This is a genomic window from Halomonas sp. A3H3, from assembly GCF_000982975.1.
Taxonomy (GTDB): Bacteria; Pseudomonadota; Gammaproteobacteria; order Pseudomonadales; family Halomonadaceae; genus Vreelandella; species Vreelandella titanicae.
Genome location: NZ_HG423343.1, coordinates 5,162,000 through 5,176,677, shown reverse-complemented (window position 1 = coordinate 5,176,677; position 14,678 = coordinate 5,162,000). Strand labels below are relative to the sequence as shown.

Annotated in this window: 14 protein-coding genes and 1 pseudogene; 7 read left to right on the top strand and 8 right to left on the bottom strand. The window is 55.4% G+C overall.

Going from position 1 to position 14,678, the window contains the following annotated elements; translation table 11 throughout:
* Nucleotides 1-204, top strand: a pseudogene (locus HALA3H3_RS27545) (hypothetical protein); the annotation flags it as partial.
* A gap of 70 nt (nt 205-274) precedes the next feature.
* Here HALA3H3_RS27545 and HALA3H3_RS23545 read toward each other — a convergent pair.
* Together HALA3H3_RS23545 and HALA3H3_RS23540 are read right to left on the bottom strand one after the other, a co-directional pair.
* A complete protein-coding gene (locus HALA3H3_RS23545; protein WP_022523992.1) occupies nt 275-2,293 on the bottom strand; it encodes a pyrroloquinoline quinone-dependent dehydrogenase in 2,019 nt (672 codons plus the stop codon).
* A gap of 10 nt (nt 2,294-2,303) precedes the next feature.
* Nucleotides 2,304-2,669, bottom strand: a complete 366-nt coding sequence (locus HALA3H3_RS23540) for a hypothetical protein (protein WP_022523991.1) — start codon at nt 2,667-2,669, stop codon at nt 2,304-2,306.
* Nucleotides 2,670-2,917: 248 nt separating this feature from the next.
* Here HALA3H3_RS23540 and HALA3H3_RS23535 point away from each other — a divergent pair, with 248 nt between their 5' ends.
* Nucleotides 2,918-3,157: a type II toxin-antitoxin system Phd/YefM family antitoxin gene (locus tag HALA3H3_RS23535; RefSeq protein WP_022523990.1), complete on the top strand. Its 240-nt coding sequence runs from the start codon at nt 2,918-2,920 to the stop codon at nt 3,155-3,157.
* 1 nt (nt 3,158) lies between these two features.
* Nucleotides 3,159-3,545 (top strand): type II toxin-antitoxin system VapC family toxin, encoded by a 387-nt coding sequence (locus HALA3H3_RS23530; RefSeq protein WP_022523989.1) that lies wholly within the window; start codon nt 3,159-3,161, stop codon nt 3,543-3,545.
* 71 nt (nt 3,546-3,616) lie between these two features.
* On the opposite strand, the gene epmB is transcribed toward HALA3H3_RS23530, so the two are convergent.
* Nucleotides 3,617-4,651: an EF-P beta-lysylation protein EpmB gene (gene epmB, locus HALA3H3_RS23525; protein ID WP_022523988.1), complete on the bottom strand. Its 1,035-nt coding sequence runs from the start codon at nt 4,649-4,651 to the stop codon at nt 3,617-3,619.
* A gap of 164 nt (nt 4,652-4,815) precedes the next feature.
* Between epmB and efp the strand changes: the two genes are divergently transcribed.
* Both efp and epmA read left to right on the top strand, forming a co-directional pair.
* Nucleotides 4,816-5,382 (top strand): elongation factor P, encoded by a 567-nt coding sequence (gene efp, locus HALA3H3_RS23520; protein WP_022523987.1) that lies wholly within the window; start codon nt 4,816-4,818, stop codon nt 5,380-5,382.
* Nucleotides 5,383-5,468: 86 nt separating this feature from the next.
* Nucleotides 5,469-6,449 carry an EF-P lysine aminoacylase EpmA gene (gene epmA, locus HALA3H3_RS23515; RefSeq protein WP_009287746.1) on the top strand — a complete coding sequence of 327 codons (981 nt, stop codon included), beginning with the start codon at nt 5,469-5,471 and terminating at the stop codon, nt 6,447-6,449.
* Nucleotides 6,450-6,477: 28 nt separating this feature from the next.
* Here epmA and HALA3H3_RS23510 read toward each other — a convergent pair whose 3' ends face one another.
* Both HALA3H3_RS23510 and HALA3H3_RS23505 read right to left on the bottom strand, forming a co-directional pair.
* Nucleotides 6,478-8,028 (bottom strand): DHA2 family efflux MFS transporter permease subunit, encoded by a 1,551-nt coding sequence (locus tag HALA3H3_RS23510; protein WP_009287747.1) that lies wholly within the window; start codon nt 8,026-8,028, stop codon nt 6,478-6,480.
* The gene (locus HALA3H3_RS23505; protein ID WP_022523986.1) at nt 8,025-9,200 is read right to left on the bottom strand and encodes an HlyD family secretion protein; all 1,176 of its coding nucleotides are present in this window, start codon (nt 9,198-9,200) and stop codon (nt 8,025-8,027) included. Before HALA3H3_RS23505 ends, HALA3H3_RS23510 begins: the two co-directional genes overlap by 4 nt.
* Nucleotides 9,201-9,381: 181 nt before the next feature.
* On the opposite strand from HALA3H3_RS23505, the gene HALA3H3_RS23500 reads away from it, so the two are divergent.
* Nucleotides 9,382-10,044, top strand: a complete 663-nt coding sequence (locus tag HALA3H3_RS23500) for a TetR/AcrR family transcriptional regulator (RefSeq protein WP_022523985.1) — start codon at nt 9,382-9,384, stop codon at nt 10,042-10,044.
* A gap of 21 nt (nt 10,045-10,065) precedes the next feature.
* Here HALA3H3_RS23500 and asd read toward each other — a convergent pair whose 3' ends face one another.
* The 3 genes from asd to rsgA form a co-directional block, all read right to left on the bottom strand.
* A complete protein-coding gene (asd, locus tag HALA3H3_RS23495; protein WP_022523984.1) occupies nt 10,066-10,899 on the bottom strand; it encodes an archaetidylserine decarboxylase in 834 nt (277 codons plus the stop codon).
* A 251-nt stretch (nt 10,900-11,150) separates the two neighbouring features.
* Complete coding sequence (locus HALA3H3_RS23490; RefSeq protein ID WP_022523983.1) at nt 11,151-11,993, bottom strand: sulfurtransferase; 843 nt, start codon at nt 11,991-11,993, stop codon at nt 11,151-11,153.
* A gap of 18 nt (nt 11,994-12,011) precedes the next feature.
* The gene (rsgA, locus tag HALA3H3_RS23485) at nt 12,012-13,031 is read right to left on the bottom strand and encodes a small ribosomal subunit biogenesis GTPase RsgA (RefSeq protein ID WP_022523982.1); all 1,020 of its coding nucleotides are present in this window, start codon (nt 13,029-13,031) and stop codon (nt 12,012-12,014) included.
* Nucleotides 13,032-13,647: 616 nt separating this feature from the next.
* On the opposite strand from rsgA, the gene HALA3H3_RS23480 reads away from it, so the two are divergent.
* Complete coding sequence (locus tag HALA3H3_RS23480; protein WP_022523981.1) at nt 13,648-14,673, top strand: TRAP transporter substrate-binding protein; 1,026 nt, start codon at nt 13,648-13,650, stop codon at nt 14,671-14,673.
* Nucleotides 14,674-14,678 lie beyond the last annotated feature (5 nt).

Here is a 14,678-nt window from a genome sequence, read left to right as displayed (position 1 = left end):
TGGCTAGGCTGGCCGGTTTGGCTCGGTCAGTTTCTTATCTGGCTCATCGTGCTACTGCCAGTACTCTTCATTGCGCGCTTTATTTACCGCTGGCTACTTACGCCGATACTGTGGCTGCTGGTGCCGCTGATGCGGGTATGCTTTAGGGCGGCAAACAATCAGTTAGCCAGGCGTACCAAGCCTCAGACCCGTGATCTTGGCTGAAGCAGTGAGAGAAAGTAGTTGTTAACGTAAACGGGGCAGCCTCTGAGGCCGCCCCGTTTTACGCTAAGGGTTACTCTGGCAGCGCGTAGACCGCGATCTGATCACCTACCTGATCTTTCAGGATGGTATTGCCACCGGAAACAAAGGCGACATATTGGCGGCCATTGTACTCGTAGACCGCGGGGTTCGAGACGGAGGGGGCTTCGGTCTGGTCTGACCAGAGCTCCTCGCCGGTCTCAAGGGAGTAGGCACGCACCTTGGCATCCATGGAAGCGCCAATAAAGATAATATTGCCTGCGGTTACGGCCGGGCCACCGATGGTGGGCGAGCCCCAGCTCTCAGGCATAAAAAAGCCATACTGTTGCGATGCACCCACCGGACGACGCCATTTGATATCACCGCTGGTCATATCCAGGGCGACAAGCTCGCCAAAGGGGGGCTCCCAGCAGGGCATGCCTAGCCGGTTAAGCGCTACCTCAAGGCGCATCCCGTAGGGGGCGCCTTCTTGAGGGGCGAAGCCGCTTTCGTTGCCGGAGCCGCTATCCGCTTTGTCATAATCTTCGCGATTATAGAGTTTTATGTACTGCACAATGTGCGAGGTATTGACGATCGCTGTCTGGCTTTCGGGGTCGAAGGCTACGCCGCCCCACTGAACGCCACCCGCGCTGATGGGAAAGCCAAGGGTGCCTTCGCCTTGGGTCGTCGGTGGGGTGTACATGCCTTCATAGTGAAGATCGTCCCACAATGCGGAACACTCTCCGAAGCTAACCGCGTCGGCCAGCGCCCAGACGTTGGGCTTTTCAGACTGATCTAACAGCGGTTCCGGTTTAGTCGGGAAAGGCTGGGTCGGCGCGTAAACTTCGCCCTCAACGCTGCCGTCGCCGCTGGGTACCGGGCGCTCCTCAATCGGCCAAACGTCTTCGCCTGTTTCGCGATTAACCACGAACAGAAAGCCCATTTTGGTTGCCTGGATGAGTGCCGGTATTTCTTCACCATCTACTGTGATGTCCATCAGCGTTGGTGCGGCATTGATATCGTAATCCCAGATATCGTGATGTACCCACTGCCGCGACCAAACCACTTCGCCGGTCTCGATATCCAGGGCAGTGGTGGATGTGCCCAGAGGCACTTCTTCGGTGCGATTGCCGCCCCAGTAGTTCGGCGAGGGTGAGGAAACCGGCAGATAGACTAAACCACGCTCCTCGTCGGCGGACATATGTGTCCAGACATTGGCGGTGCCGCTTTGATCGCGCATCTCATCGGAAAGTGCCTGGAACGTCCATTCACGTTCTCCAGTGCGGGCATTAATTGAGTAAACAGTGCCGGGTGGCGCCTGTTCGTAGGCCCAGTCCATCCCTGCCCAGCCGAGTACCAAGTGGTCTCCCACCACGGTAGGGGGTTGTAGTAGCGAAAGCGGCCAGCGGTCGTTGGTGTCGTTCCACTGGTTGACGTCGAGCACACCGTTATCGGCAAAGTCGGCGCACTGTTCGCCACTATCGGCATCAACCGCGAAAAGCTGTGCATCCATGGTGCCCATATAGATAATTTTCTGACAGGGCTCGCCTGCTACCGGATCGTCGGCTTGCCAGTAGGCCACACCACGGTTTTTCAAGGCGGGTTGAGTTAGCGCTTCCAGAGAGGATTGAGTATCGAAACTCCATTTCTCTTCGCCACTACCGGGGTCTAACGCGAGTATGCGATAGAAGGGGGTACCAATATAAAGGGTATCGTTAGCAAACACCGGGGTCGCTGACCAAACGGTGGCTGGCAATTCCCCCGAGCCATCCGCGACATCGCCGGTATGCACTTCCCATACCTTCTCCAGCTCGCCGACGTTATCAGTATTGATTTGATCAAGTGGGCTATATTTTTGGGCATTAAGCTGGCCATGGAAGCTGTTCCAGGTCGGCTCGCCAGGCACCAGCGGGATGGGAGCGCGACTGGGCGCTTCTTCCTGCTCGGGATTCTCCTGCTCACTGGGTTGACCCTGAGCCAGTAACGGCAAGGGCGTAAAACAGATCGCCAGGGCGGTGACTGCGCCTAAGCCTGGGGTTATCGATTTAAACGGGGTGGGTAATAATGTCGGCATGGGCGGCTCCTCAGGTGTGGGTGAGACGGGCGTGATGGGTTGCGCGAACCATATCAACAATCAAGCCGATCAGACCGACTACCATGGCTGCGCTGATCCACCACTGATGCAGCAGCATTCCGGCGAAAGATGTACCGGCAAGCCCCATCAGTATGAGTATCCGCAGTACGATGGAAGCACCACGCCCTCTAACTTTAAAGAGAAGTAACGCCATCACCGCAAGGGCGAGGCAGGCCACAATGGCGACCAGTGCCCCAAGCGTTCCAGTGACGCCGGTTAGTGGTGTGAAATAGGCATATAAAGCGATGGCCAGCCCGGCAAGCGAGGCTATTAAGAGGACGAAAGCGCCCGGTCTGGACGAGAGGGATGGTGACATAACGCTATGGCCTCCTGCTGAGTGAGATGCCCAACGTTGAGGCTAATTCAACGTCAGAAATCGTTAGCACTATAACTTTAGCAGAAAACGATATTTTTACGATCTGGGTGACATGTCTTGATTAACTGTAGCAACACCTAGCGCTGTTTTTTCAATGAAGGGGATGCATTGTAAAAGCGTTCGCCTCGGCTAAACTAAACCTATTAAACTAAGCTTACTAACAAAGCCGCATTTTTAGGAGATTTTATATGGAGGCTATCAATATTCACGAAGCTAAAACACGGTTGTCTCAGCTGGTGGCGAGGGCTGCCGAGGGGGAGGGGTTTATTATTGCCAAAGCAGGCAAACCGATGGCACGCGTGACGGCCATTGATAGCCCTGCTTCTGGCCAGCAAAAGCGTCTGGGGTTTCTGGCAGGCCAGTTTAAGATACCTAATGATTTTGATCGTATGGGACAGGAGGAAATAGCCGAGATGTTTGGAGGTTGATGTGAATCTACTTCTGGACACGCATGTTTTGCTCTGGGCGGCGGCAGCGCCGGAGAGGCTTTCTGCTGATGCGCGAGCTATGATTAATGACGAAGATAACAGGCTCTATTTTAGCGCTGCCAGCATATGGGAAGTGGTCATTAAGAACAGTCTGCAACGCCCTGATTTTCACGTTGACCCGCACTTGCTGCGTCGTGGGCTGCTGGATAACGGTTATTTAGAACTTTCTATCAATTCATTGCATACACTTAACGTTGCTCATTTACCAGTCATCCACAAAGACCCTTTTGATCGAATTTTGGTGGCCCAGGCAGAAGCTGAGGGATTTTTGCTGCTTACTGCGGATGAGCTGGTGGCTCAGTATGCTGGGCCTATTCGGAGGGTATAACTAACTTGTGGCTTAAGGCTTCAGCACTGAGCCATTCAAACGTCTCAGTGCCGCTGTTTCTTCAACATGCGTCACAACGGCGTTTTACTTCCCCTTCCAGGAATTTCTCGCACTAGGCGTGGCATTAAGAAACCGGGTAAATGATCGCGAAGATGAGCAACCAGCTCGCGTGCTTCGCTGTCCGGCACATCAAAATGCGCAGCGCCTTGCACAGGATCCAGTACATGCAGGTAATAGGGCAGAATACCTGCTTCGAATAGCCGTTCAGAAAGTGCGGTAAGGGCCGTGACACTATCGTTCACATTGCGCAGCAGTACACTCTGGTTGAGTAGTGTTGCACCCGCCTGCTTAAGGCGCGCGCAGGCGTCTACCACCGCCTGGTCGATTTCATTGGCGTGGTTAATATGCAACACCACCACCTTTTGCAGGCGTGTAGAGGAAAGCCAGCCAAGCAGAGCGTCATCGACCCGATCGGGAATCACCACCGGCAGGCGGGTATGAATGCGTAGCCGTTTTAGGTGCGGGATGCTTTCTAGCTGCTCCACCAGCCATGCCAACTGGCGATCGCTGGCGGCCAACGGATCGCCGCCAGACAGAATCGCCTCGTGAATAGTGGTGTCAGCGCGCAGGTAATCCAGCGCTTCCAGCCACTGCGCTCTGGAGGGTGAGTTATCGCTGTAGGGGAAATGGCGGCGAAAGCAGTAGCGGCAGTTGATGGCACAGTTGGGGCTGGCGATAAGCAGCACTCGGCCAGCATACTTATGGATCAGCCCTTTGGCGGGCCGATGTTCGGCTTCTTCAAGCGGATCGACGACGTAGCCATGTGGCGTTAGTGCTTCCTCGCCAAGCGGCAGTACCTGACGCAGCAGCGGGTCGTTTATGTCGGCATAGGCTATTCTGTTGAGGTACGCTTCAGGCACACATACGTCAAACAGTGCATGTCCAGCCTTGGCGCCCGCCAACCAGTCGTGGCTTAGGCCCAGCCGTTCGCAAAGTGTTTGCGGATCACGAATGGCATGAGAAAGCTGCTGCTGCCAAGTGGAATGCGCCAGTGAGTCGCGATGGCTTTGCGTTTCAGACGCGGCAATAATGATGTTCTCCTGCAAAAAAGCCCTCCTTCGGGTTATCATGCGCGCACTTATTTAACGACGCCATTTGCAACGCTGCTGGCATATAGCTACTGGTATATAAACCTGCTGACAGCGGCAAAGTATGGCTTCGCGCACCACCTGTTGATACAAATAACTGAAATGGATGATTGAGAGACATTATGGCGAACTATTCTACCAACGAATTCAAGGCCGGTCTGAAAGTAATGCTCGACGGCGATCCTTGTGCGATCGTTGAGAACGAGCTGGTCAAGCCCGGTAAGGGGCAGGCGTTTAACCGCGTTAAACTGCGGAATTTGATGACTGGCCGCGTAGGTGAGAAGACTTTCAAATCCGGTGACTCGCTGGAAGGTGCCGATGTCATGGATTTAGAGATGGAGTATCTCTACACCGATGGTGATATGTGGCACTTCATGAAGACCGATGGCTCGTTTGAGCAGTATGCGGTAGAGAAAAAAGCGCTAGGCGATACCATCAAGTGGCTGAAAGAGCAGGTGCCCTATATCATTACGCTTTGGGATGATAAGGCCATTTCCGTGACGCCGCCTAACTTTATCGAGTTGGAAGTCGTGGAAACAGATCCCGGTTTGAAAGGCGATACGGCACAGGGTGGTTCTAAGCCTGCGACGTTGTCTTCTGGTGCTGTGGTGCGTGTACCGCTGTTTATCAACCAGGGTGAAGTGCTGAAAATTGATACGCGCAGTGGGGACTACGTCTCACGCGCTTGATCGCTTTCCAGGGCGCTTGTATGTCTTAATGGCCACGCTTTGTGCGTGGCCATTATTATTTAAGGTGATTTTTTCAAGGAGTCGTTATGGCCATTGATTGGCAACCCTCAGCGTCCTTTGAAACGCTGCGCGAACGGGCGCGGTTAATGGCCAAAGTGCGCGCTTTTTTTGCCCAGCGTGACGTGCTGGAAGTGGAAACGCCCGTGCTGGGGCAGGGGGGAAGCACGGATATCCATTTGGTGTCGCTGCACACTCTGGCGCGCACGGACAAAGGGCAGCGCCGTCTATGGCTACAAACCTCCCCTGAATTCCATATGAAGCGCTTGCTCGCAGCGGGCAGTGGGCCGATCTTTCAGCTTGCGCGAAGTTTTCGCGATGGCGAAATCGGCGCCCGCCATAATATTGAGTTCACTATGCTGGAGTGGTATCGGCCGCAATTTACGCTGGATCAACTGATTGATGAGACTGCGACGCTCATTATGTCACTGTTGCCCAGTTTCCCGGGCCCACCTGTGCATTACCGCTACCGGGAGTTGTTTCATACTTACGTAGAGGTTGATCCGTTCACGACGTCTCTGGATAGGCTGAGGGCGATAGCTGCCGAGCGGGCACAAATGTCTGCCCAATCCTTAGCTGATGAAGGCCGCGAGACCTGTCTTGACCTGTTAATGAGCGTGGTGATCGAGCCGCAGTTAGGCCAGCAGGAGCTAAGCGTGGTAGTTGATTATCCGGCTAGCCAAGCAGCCTTGGCTCGGCGCCATCAAGATGCAGATGGTGAGTGGGTGGCTTCCCGCTTTGAGGTCTATCTTAACGGTATTGAGTTGGCTAACGGCTACGATGAGCTGACCGATGCGGCTGAGCAGCGCACGCGCTTTGCTGAAGATAACGCTGAGCGCCGCCGTTTGGGCTTACCGGAAGTGGATGTGGATGAGCGGCTGCTGGCCGCACTTGAGCACGGAATGCCCGAAGGCGCCGGTGTGGCGCTGGGGATAGATCGCTTGATTCAGTTGGCACTCGGCAAGGCACGCCTGGAAGACGTGCTTACATTCTCAACGCCCAGCTGTTAGCGGCTAGTCGCTAACAGGCTGCAAGCCGTCAAGCCGAAATCCTCCGCAGTAGGAATACCAGCGGTACGCTGGCAATGTAGATCAGTCCCATCCAAGTAAAGATGTCGTTAAAGGCCAGCACTTGTGCCTGCTGAGAGACGCGTTGCGCCAGCATGGCGACGGCGGTGTGATAGGTATCGGGCACCGAGCCGGCGAGCATCGCTTGGTATTTGGCGATCTCCGCTACCACGACCTCGCGGCTAGTATCGATAGCAGGGATGAGCTGATTCCAGTGAAAGTCCTCGCGGATGTCGCGCACCGTATCGATCAGCGCCAGTCCCATGGCACCCCCCAGGTTGCGCATCACGTTAAAAAGCCCGCTGGCGTTGCCTACCTCGCTCGGCGGCAGGGTGCCTAGGGCAATACGCGAGGCTGGAATGATACACAAGATCAGCCCCATGCCGCGCACGATCTGCGGCACGCAGAACTGCCAAAAGCCCGACTCCACGGTAAGATTGGCGTTCATTATGGTGCCCACGCCGACCAGCAGCAGGCCCATAAACAGCATAATGCGCAGATCGAGGCGGTTGGACAGCTGACCGACAATAGGCGCGCAAAGAAACATCGTCAGCCCGGTGACGAACATCACCTGGCCAATTTGCAGGCTCGAATAGCCGCGCACATAGCCAAAAAACAGCGGCATGATGTAGACCAGCCCGTAGAGCGCGATGCCGATGATAAAGCCCATCCCGGCGCCGATGGCAAAGTTGCGGTTGGTAAAGGCGCGCAGATCGACGATTGGGTGGTCGCTGCGCAGGGTGCGGATGAAGAACCAGGCTCCCGCCACTAGGCAGGTCAGGCTGAACAGCAAGATTCGCTGGCTGGCAAACCAGTCATCGCCGGGCCCTTCTTCAAGCACAAACTCTAGCGAGCCCAAAAACACCGCGATCAATACCAGGCCGATCAAGTCCAGGTGGCGCGCGACCGCGTGGTTGGGCTTATCGATATCGAGAAATGTCCAGGCGGCCCAGCAGACCAGAACGCCGGGGATCACGTTGGCCAGGAACAGCCAGTGCCAGCTGAGCGTCTCGGTGATGTAGCCGCCCACGGTGGGACCCACAGAGGGTGCCATGGTGACAACCATGCCGATCACCGCCTGCACGCTGCCCATCACCCGGCGGGGAAAGATCGAAAAGCTAACTGCCTGGGTAATGGGTATCATCGCTCCGCCCATAAAGCCCTGAATAGCGCGCAGCACGATCAGTTGCTCGATCGAGGTGGCCAGCGCGCAGCCCAGGCTCGCCAGGGTGAAGCCGACGCACGACAGGGTGAAGGCTACTCGAGTGGAGAGAATGCGCATCAGCATGCCCGACAGCGGGATCATCACAATCTCGGCGATCAGGTAAGCGGTCTGCACCCAGGAGATTTGATCCTCGCTGGCTGAGAGCCCCGCCTGGATTTCGTTGAGCGAGCTGGCGACGATCTGAATATCCAGAATTGCCATGAACATGCCAAACACCGCAGCAATGAAGCCAATGCGCTGTGGCCAGGGTGGCATGTCGTTAACGCCCGTCACCGAGCCGGCGACCGTCTCGCTCATGACTTGGGCCGCTCCGCTGCCAACTGCTGGGCAGGGCGGGAGTCATTTTGTGGTTCAAGATGACGAGTATCGATCTCGGGCACGGCCGATAGCCCGGCGCGCAGTTGGCTCAGCGCCTCGGTGGGGCCGGTGACGCGGATCTTGACCGGCACCCGCTGGACGATTTTGTTGAAATTGCCGGTGGCATTGTCCTGGGGCAGCAGGCTGAACTCGGTGCCGGTGGCTGGCGACAGGCTGTCGACGATGCCTTCGTAGGTAATATCCGGGTAGGCATCCAAATGCACCGCGACTGGCTGGCCGACGCGAATCCGTTCGAGCTGGGTCTCCTTAAAGTTGGCTGCCACGTAGGCCGACTCGATGGGTACCAGCTGCAAAAGCGTCAGCGACGGCTGCGCTAAGGTGCCGACCTCAACGCGTAGATTGCCAATCACGCCGTCCCGGGGGGCGACGATGCGGGTCTTATCCAACTGGTGGCGAGCATAGTCAAGATCGGCGCTAGCGGCGTCCAGATTGGCTTCAGCGCGGGTCACGTCGCTCTCGGCCACGGCTAGCTGCCGCCTGGCCGAGACAACCGCTGCTTGGCTTTCGGCAAGCTTTGCCTGGGCGACACTCAGTGCGGCTTGGTCATCTTCGCGCTGCTGACGGGAGCCATAGTTGTTGGCGGCAAGCGACGAGGAGCGCTCCAGATGCTGGCGCGCCTGGTCGAGATTAGCCTGGGCCGCCTGCTGCTGAGCCGTGGCCTGATCGATAGCCGCCTGTTGCAAATCTACCTGGCGGTGTGATTGGGCGATTGAGGCTGCGGCCACTGCCTGCTGGGCCTCGGCCTGGGTCACCTGGTCGCGGTAGCTCTCGGCGTCTAGACGTATCAGCAGATCGCCTTGCTTGACCGTTTGGTTATCATCTACCGCCACCTCGACGACCCGCGCTGATAGCTCGGCGCGTACCGCGACGCTGTCGGTGCGCACGTAGGCATTGTCGGTCTCTTCCATGAAGCGCCCGGTTTGCCACCAGCCCATGCCCCACCAAATTAGCGCCGCCAGGACGATAATCCCCGCCACCATAGCGAGTAACTTGCGGCTAGTTTTGCCGCTGGAGTGGGCATATTGACCCGCGACGGTATGGCTGCTTTGGCGCTCATCCGGGGGTTCGCCCGGCTTAGTATTCGATGTCATGACCACTCCTTAAGGCAATAGCGCTCCTGCTAGGGGCTCCCTGTGAGGCAAAGACACCTCCCTTGGGAAAAAGACAAATAGTGTAATGAATGCTACATTACATTTCCAGGGCAAAAATATTACTTCTGTGCGCCGCGTCTTTATAATTAATCCTTCTTTATATACCTCTATAGGAGTGTCAATGCCACGCTCAACCGCGCCAGATATGCTCGGTCGCAACATAACTGATGGCGTAACGTCGCGCGGCGTGGCGCGCCGTGAACGTTTGCTGGATGCTGCCCGGGATGTTTTTCTTGAACAGGGCTATGCCGGTGCCAGCGTTAACGAAGTGGTTGCCCGCGCCGGCGGATCTTTGGCGACGCTGTATAAGCAGTTCGGTAACAAGGAGGGATTATTCACAGCGGCGATGGAGCGTCATATCTCCACCGCTTGGGCAGTGCTGGAGGAGGGGCGACGGGATCACCAAGCCCTAGAGCAGGTGCTGTACGAGCTAGGCCGCCGAATGCTGACGTTGGTGTTCGAGCCGGGCGTGATCCGTTTAGTTCGCGGCTTAGCCTTTGAGGCCGAACGGGCTCCGGAGCTTGGTGAGCTGTTTCTCACTCGCGGCCCCGACCAGACCCGTCAGGCGCTAGCTGCTTACTTAAGCGAGCAGGTGGATAGCGGCCGTCTTGACCTCGACGATCCGCGTGAAGCGGCCGGTATGTTTATGGGCATGTTGCTTGGTGAATGGCACATTGACGCTCTGCTTGGTCGCCATGTGCGTCTTGACGAGACGCGGTGCAACGCTCGAGCTCGACGCTGTGTCGAGCTCTTCCTCTCAGGTGCGGCTAGTGCTTCGACCTAGGTCGTTCAGGGGGAAAGGTCATCAATAAGCTCCCAGCGTTTGCCCCATCTGCACCATGCTGCCCAGCGGATTGTTTGCGAAATTGGGCGGCTTGGCGAAACACATCACCACCGTTGAGCCGAGCTTGAAGCGGCCCATCTCAGCGCCTTTTTCAAGTGTGATAGGTTGGCTAAATTGTGTGCGCTGAGGGCAGCCCGCAAGCGGCGTCACCTGCCCTGACCAGACGGTTTCGATGGCAGCGACGATCATCGCACCAACCAGTACCATCGCCATGGGGCCGTGCTCGGTATCAAAGATACATACTAAGCGCTCGTTGCGGGCGAAGAGGCCTGGCACGCAGTTGGCAGTGGCTTGGTTGACCGAGAATAGTCGCCCCGGCACGTAGATCATTTCCCTAAGCGTACCCGTCACCGGCATGTGCACCCGGTGGTAGTCCCGAGGGGAGAGGTAAACGGTGGCAAAGCTGCCGCCTAAGAACTCTTCTGCCAGTGCCGTATCGCCGCCGAGCAGGGTTTGCGCGGGGTAGGTGTGGCCTTTGGCCTGCACCAGTTGTCCGGCCTGTAGGCGTCCGTATTGGGAGAGCGTACCATCGGCGGGGCTGAGAATACCGTCGCCTAGCGGGCGGGCATCCGCTTTGAGCGCACGGGTGAAGAAGTCGTTGAACGTAGCGTAGGCGGTAGGGTCTGGCTCTAGCGCCTGGCTCATATCAACGTTGAAGCGTTTGATAAACGCTTTAATCAAGGTGTTTTTCACCCAGGGATTGTCACACTGGGCGAACTGGCCGGTTAGGCGCGAGATCGCGTGGTGAGGCAGCGGATATTGGAGTAGCGAAAAGGTTTTTTGGGAAAGAGTCACAGTGGTTACTTTTTGGCAGTGGCTTGTAGTGGGATATTGTCATTAAGAGCTACCCCGGTGACAGGTCTACGAGGGGGCGCTGTGAACCCTTCCTTGGGCGCTACATTTGCCATCTGACCGCCATGGATGGCGGAAATGCCGGAATGGTATGGAACATTTTCCGGCCATGGCAAATGACCCCCTCTACAACCTGTCCCCGGCGCTCTTGATCGAGCACATATTTGTTTTAAACATTGGGGAAGAGTGTGTTATTACTTCTCAATCGGTGTGTCGTCGCGGTTGCCCCATTCACCCCAGGAACCCGCATAGCCGCGCATATTAAAGCCTAGCGCCTTGCCCACCAGCCAGGTGAAGCTGCTGCGGTGGTGGCTTTGGCAATGGGTGGCAATTTCCATGTCGGGCGTGAGGCCCAGGGCGCCTAGCTCGGTGATCAGCTCGGCGTAATCGCGTATACGTAGCGCGCGGTTGCGATCCATGGCATGGAGCCAATCCATATTGACCGCCCCCGGAATATGGCCCAGGTGCTTGTTGTTACCGCGTAAGCCATCGTACTCATCTTTGGAGCGCGCATCCCATACCGCAAACTGCCTATCATCGAGCTTTTCTTTGATTTCGTCGCAGGTAATCAGGGCTTGGGGGTTGAGAAACTCAGCGTGGTATTCGCTGGGGGTTGGGGCGGTCGGTTCTGTACTCTCTTCCAGGCCCGCATCGCGCCAGGCGTGAATGCCGCCGTTCAAATAGGAGTAGCGAGTGTGGCCGATCAGGTCTAGCGTCCACAGTAACCGTGCCGCCCAGCCGCCGCCTTCGTCGTCGTAAGCGACCACGTGAGTATCGCGGGTTAAGCCCAGGGCACTGAACAGCCTTGATAGCGCCTCGACGCTGGGAACGTCGCTGGGCACAGGCCCTTCACCGCGCATCAAGTAGCGAAAATCGAGGAAGATAGCCCCAGGCACATGGCCCTGGCGATAGCTATCGCCGTTGACCGGTACATCGATAATCAGCAGCTGTGGGTCATCCAAATGTTCCTGCAGTTGTTCGGGCTCAACGATTAGCGGCAGCAGGTTGGATTCCGACGATTGGCTTTCGGTGCTCATGAGTAACTCCTCTAAATCCTAGCTATCCAAGCTATCAAGTATGCGCCGGTAGCTGGTAAAGCGTGCTGGATGAATCTTGCCTGCCTCGACCGCTGCGAGTAAAGCACAGCCTGGCTCATTGCGGTGGCGGCAGTCGCGGAAGCGGCAGTGACCAATATAGTCGTGAAACTCGATAAAGCCGTCGGTGACTTCCTGCTCGTTGAGGTGCACCAGGCCAAACTCGCGAATACCCGGTGAGTCGATGAGATCGCCATCGGCCACTTCAGCACGACTCATGGTGTAGAGGCGTGCCGTGGTGGTGGTGTGAGTACCTTTACGCGAGTCTTCCGAGAGCGCGCCAATGCGCAGGGTTTCATCGGGTAGCAGCAGGTCGATTAGCGAAGACTTGCCCACGCCGCTTTGACCGACGAATACCGAGGTACGGCCTTCAAGCTGGCTGCGCAGATCATCCAGCCCGGTTTCGGTAGCTGTGGTGGTGCGCACGACGGGATAGCCTAAATCGCGATAGCGTTCTAATAATTTGCCTAACTCGCCGCCATCTTCTGGCAGCAGATCGGTTTTGTTGAGCACCAGCACTGGCGCTATACCGGTGGCCTCGGCGGCGACCAGATAGCGATCGATAAGGTTGGCGTGAGGTGCGGGTTCCACCGCAAACACGATCAACAGCTGGTCAATATTGGCGGCCACTGGCTTGAGCAGGCCGCGAGCATCTGGGCGCTTAAGCACGCTATCGCGCTCTTCACGGGCCACCACCACGCCGGAGCCTTCTTGCCCTGCGCGCCATATCACTCTGTCGCCGGTGACTAGGCCGTCCAAGTTGGCGCGTAAGTGACAGCGCACCGGTTCATTATCGCTATTGCGCACCTCCAAGGTGCGTCCAAAGTGAGCAACGACACGGCCTGGCTGTTCGGCACCGTATTCACCGGCGGCGAGCTTTTCAGCGTCTTGAACATCGCGCTTTTCTGCACGCTGGGCACGTTCCGCCTGGACTTTCTCGACGCGCCACTGTTGCTGGCGACTTAATTTACGTTTGCTCATGACCACCTGATGATCGCTACAATAGATGTCATTGTACCTATCAAAGGTGTGATTGTACTTATCAAAGATGCCATCAAGTAGCCAAGCTCTCCTTTGTAGCTGCTTGAAGGGTCTATTGTCAGTGTTATTTAAGTATTATTTTGTTTTTCACTATTCAGATTGCATTCAAGTCCGCTACTCATTGCAGTGCTCTCATCAACACCTAAAGGCTAAGCATTACAAGGTATCGTAACCGTGCTAAAGGTGAGATTCGCGAAGGTTGTGCGCTTGCTCTGTCTGGTGAAATGTCTCAAGAGCACTCATCAATTAGTATAAGGCATTGTAGCTGCTCACTACGCATTTACTGTGGGCGTCAAATCAGATGACCTTATGTCGTATGCACCTGAAATCGGAGTGGCTCTCGTAAGGAAGTGTTTTATATAACATAAAATGTATTCTTATACATTTTATGTTCTGAGCCAGGCTGAATTATAGGGTTGTATAAGCATAGGTCTCACTAGTCTTTTTATGGGTCTTTAAAAAATCTTCACCAAGGGCTATTTGACACAGCAATCTGAGGGCTGCTATTAATATTTTGTGATATATCACAGCATGCATCGCAAACATGGAGCAGCTTATGAAAACTATAAAAAGATCTATCGTAGCAGCGCTTGGCATTGCTTTACTCACGCCTTTAACCAACAGTTACGCGCAAGATGTAACAACGCTTAACTTTCAAACGCATCATAGTTCCTCATCGCTACAAGGGGAGGCTCTTATTAGATTTGCCGATTTGGCAAACGAAATGTCAGGCGGTAGTTTAGATATAAAAATGCATACTGACTCAGCAGTAGTGAAAGCGTCTGAGGCATTTGAGTCAGCCAGCATGGGAATTATTGATGGTGATGCAACAGGGGCAGGATATATAACGGGTAAAAATCCAGCCTTTCAATTTTATGGCGATATCATGGGAGGGTACAACACACCTCACGAGTTAATCGGTTGGTATAAAGATGGAGATGGATTAGAGCTAGCTAACGAACTATACCACAAATTTGATATGCACTTGGTTGGAGTGTTTGTCGCGACTCCTGAAGCGCTCAGCTCGACTACTGAGTTGGCGGGGATAGAAGATATAGACGGTTGGAAGTTCCGCTCTCCTCCTGGTATGGAGTCTGAAATATTTGCAAGTTTGGGAGCTGGCCCAGTTGTAATGCCTTTTGGTGAAGTGTTTACGGCGATGTCCACAGGAACCGTTTCCGGCGCGGATGCATCCACCTTGGCAGTGAATAAAGGTTTAGGTCTCTACGATATAGCAGAGCACGCTACTTATCCGGGTTTTCATTCAATGCCCATTGAGCACGTGGCGATGAATCTTGAAAAGTGGAATAGCCTTAGTGAAGCAGAGCAACAAATACTTCGTTCTGCTCTGGATACCATTGCATTGGAGATAGTTCAAGACTCCACGATGCTCGATCGTCAAGCAGCAGTAGAACTTAGGAAAGAAGGCGTAACTCTGCACGATTGGAGCGAGGAAGACCGTCAGGCATTCAGGGAAGCAGCTCAAGCCGTGTGGGAAGATTGGTCGACACGTAGTCCTGAAGCAAAAGCCGCGTACGATTCACATATCGCCTATATGACGAAAATAGGCATCCTTGAATAGATGAA

Bases quoted from the DNA above. Each gene is read 5' to 3' on its own strand.
- HALA3H3_RS23545 (WP_022523992.1), bottom strand. From the start codon at position 2,293: ATGCCGACATTATTACCCACCCCGTTTAAATCGATAACCCCAGGCTTA.
- rsgA (WP_022523982.1), bottom strand. From the start codon at position 13,031: ATGAGCAAACGTAAATTAAGTCGCCAGCAACAGTGGCGCGTCGAGAAA.
- HALA3H3_RS23480 (WP_022523981.1), top strand. From the start codon at position 13,648: ATGAAAACTATAAAAAGATCTATCGTAGCAGCGCTTGGCATTGCTTTA.
- HALA3H3_RS23500 (WP_022523985.1), top strand. From the start codon at position 9,382: ATGCCACGCTCAACCGCGCCAGATATGCTCGGTCGCAACATAACTGAT.
- HALA3H3_RS23510 (WP_009287747.1), bottom strand. From the start codon at position 8,028: ATGAGCGAGACGGTCGCCGGCTCGGTGACGGGCGTTAACGACATGCCA.
- efp (WP_022523987.1), top strand. From the start codon at position 4,816: ATGGCGAACTATTCTACCAACGAATTCAAGGCCGGTCTGAAAGTAATG.
- HALA3H3_RS23505 (WP_022523986.1), bottom strand. From the start codon at position 9,200: ATGACATCGAATACTAAGCCGGGCGAACCCCCGGATGAGCGCCAAAGC.
- HALA3H3_RS23490 (WP_022523983.1), bottom strand. From the start codon at position 11,993: ATGAGCACCGAAAGCCAATCGTCGGAATCCAACCTGCTGCCGCTAATC.
- HALA3H3_RS23540 (WP_022523991.1), bottom strand. From the start codon at position 2,669: ATGTCACCATCCCTCTCGTCCAGACCGGGCGCTTTCGTCCTCTTAATA.
- HALA3H3_RS23535 (WP_022523990.1), top strand. From the start codon at position 2,918: ATGGAGGCTATCAATATTCACGAAGCTAAAACACGGTTGTCTCAGCTG.
- epmA (WP_009287746.1), top strand. From the start codon at position 5,469: ATGGCCATTGATTGGCAACCCTCAGCGTCCTTTGAAACGCTGCGCGAA.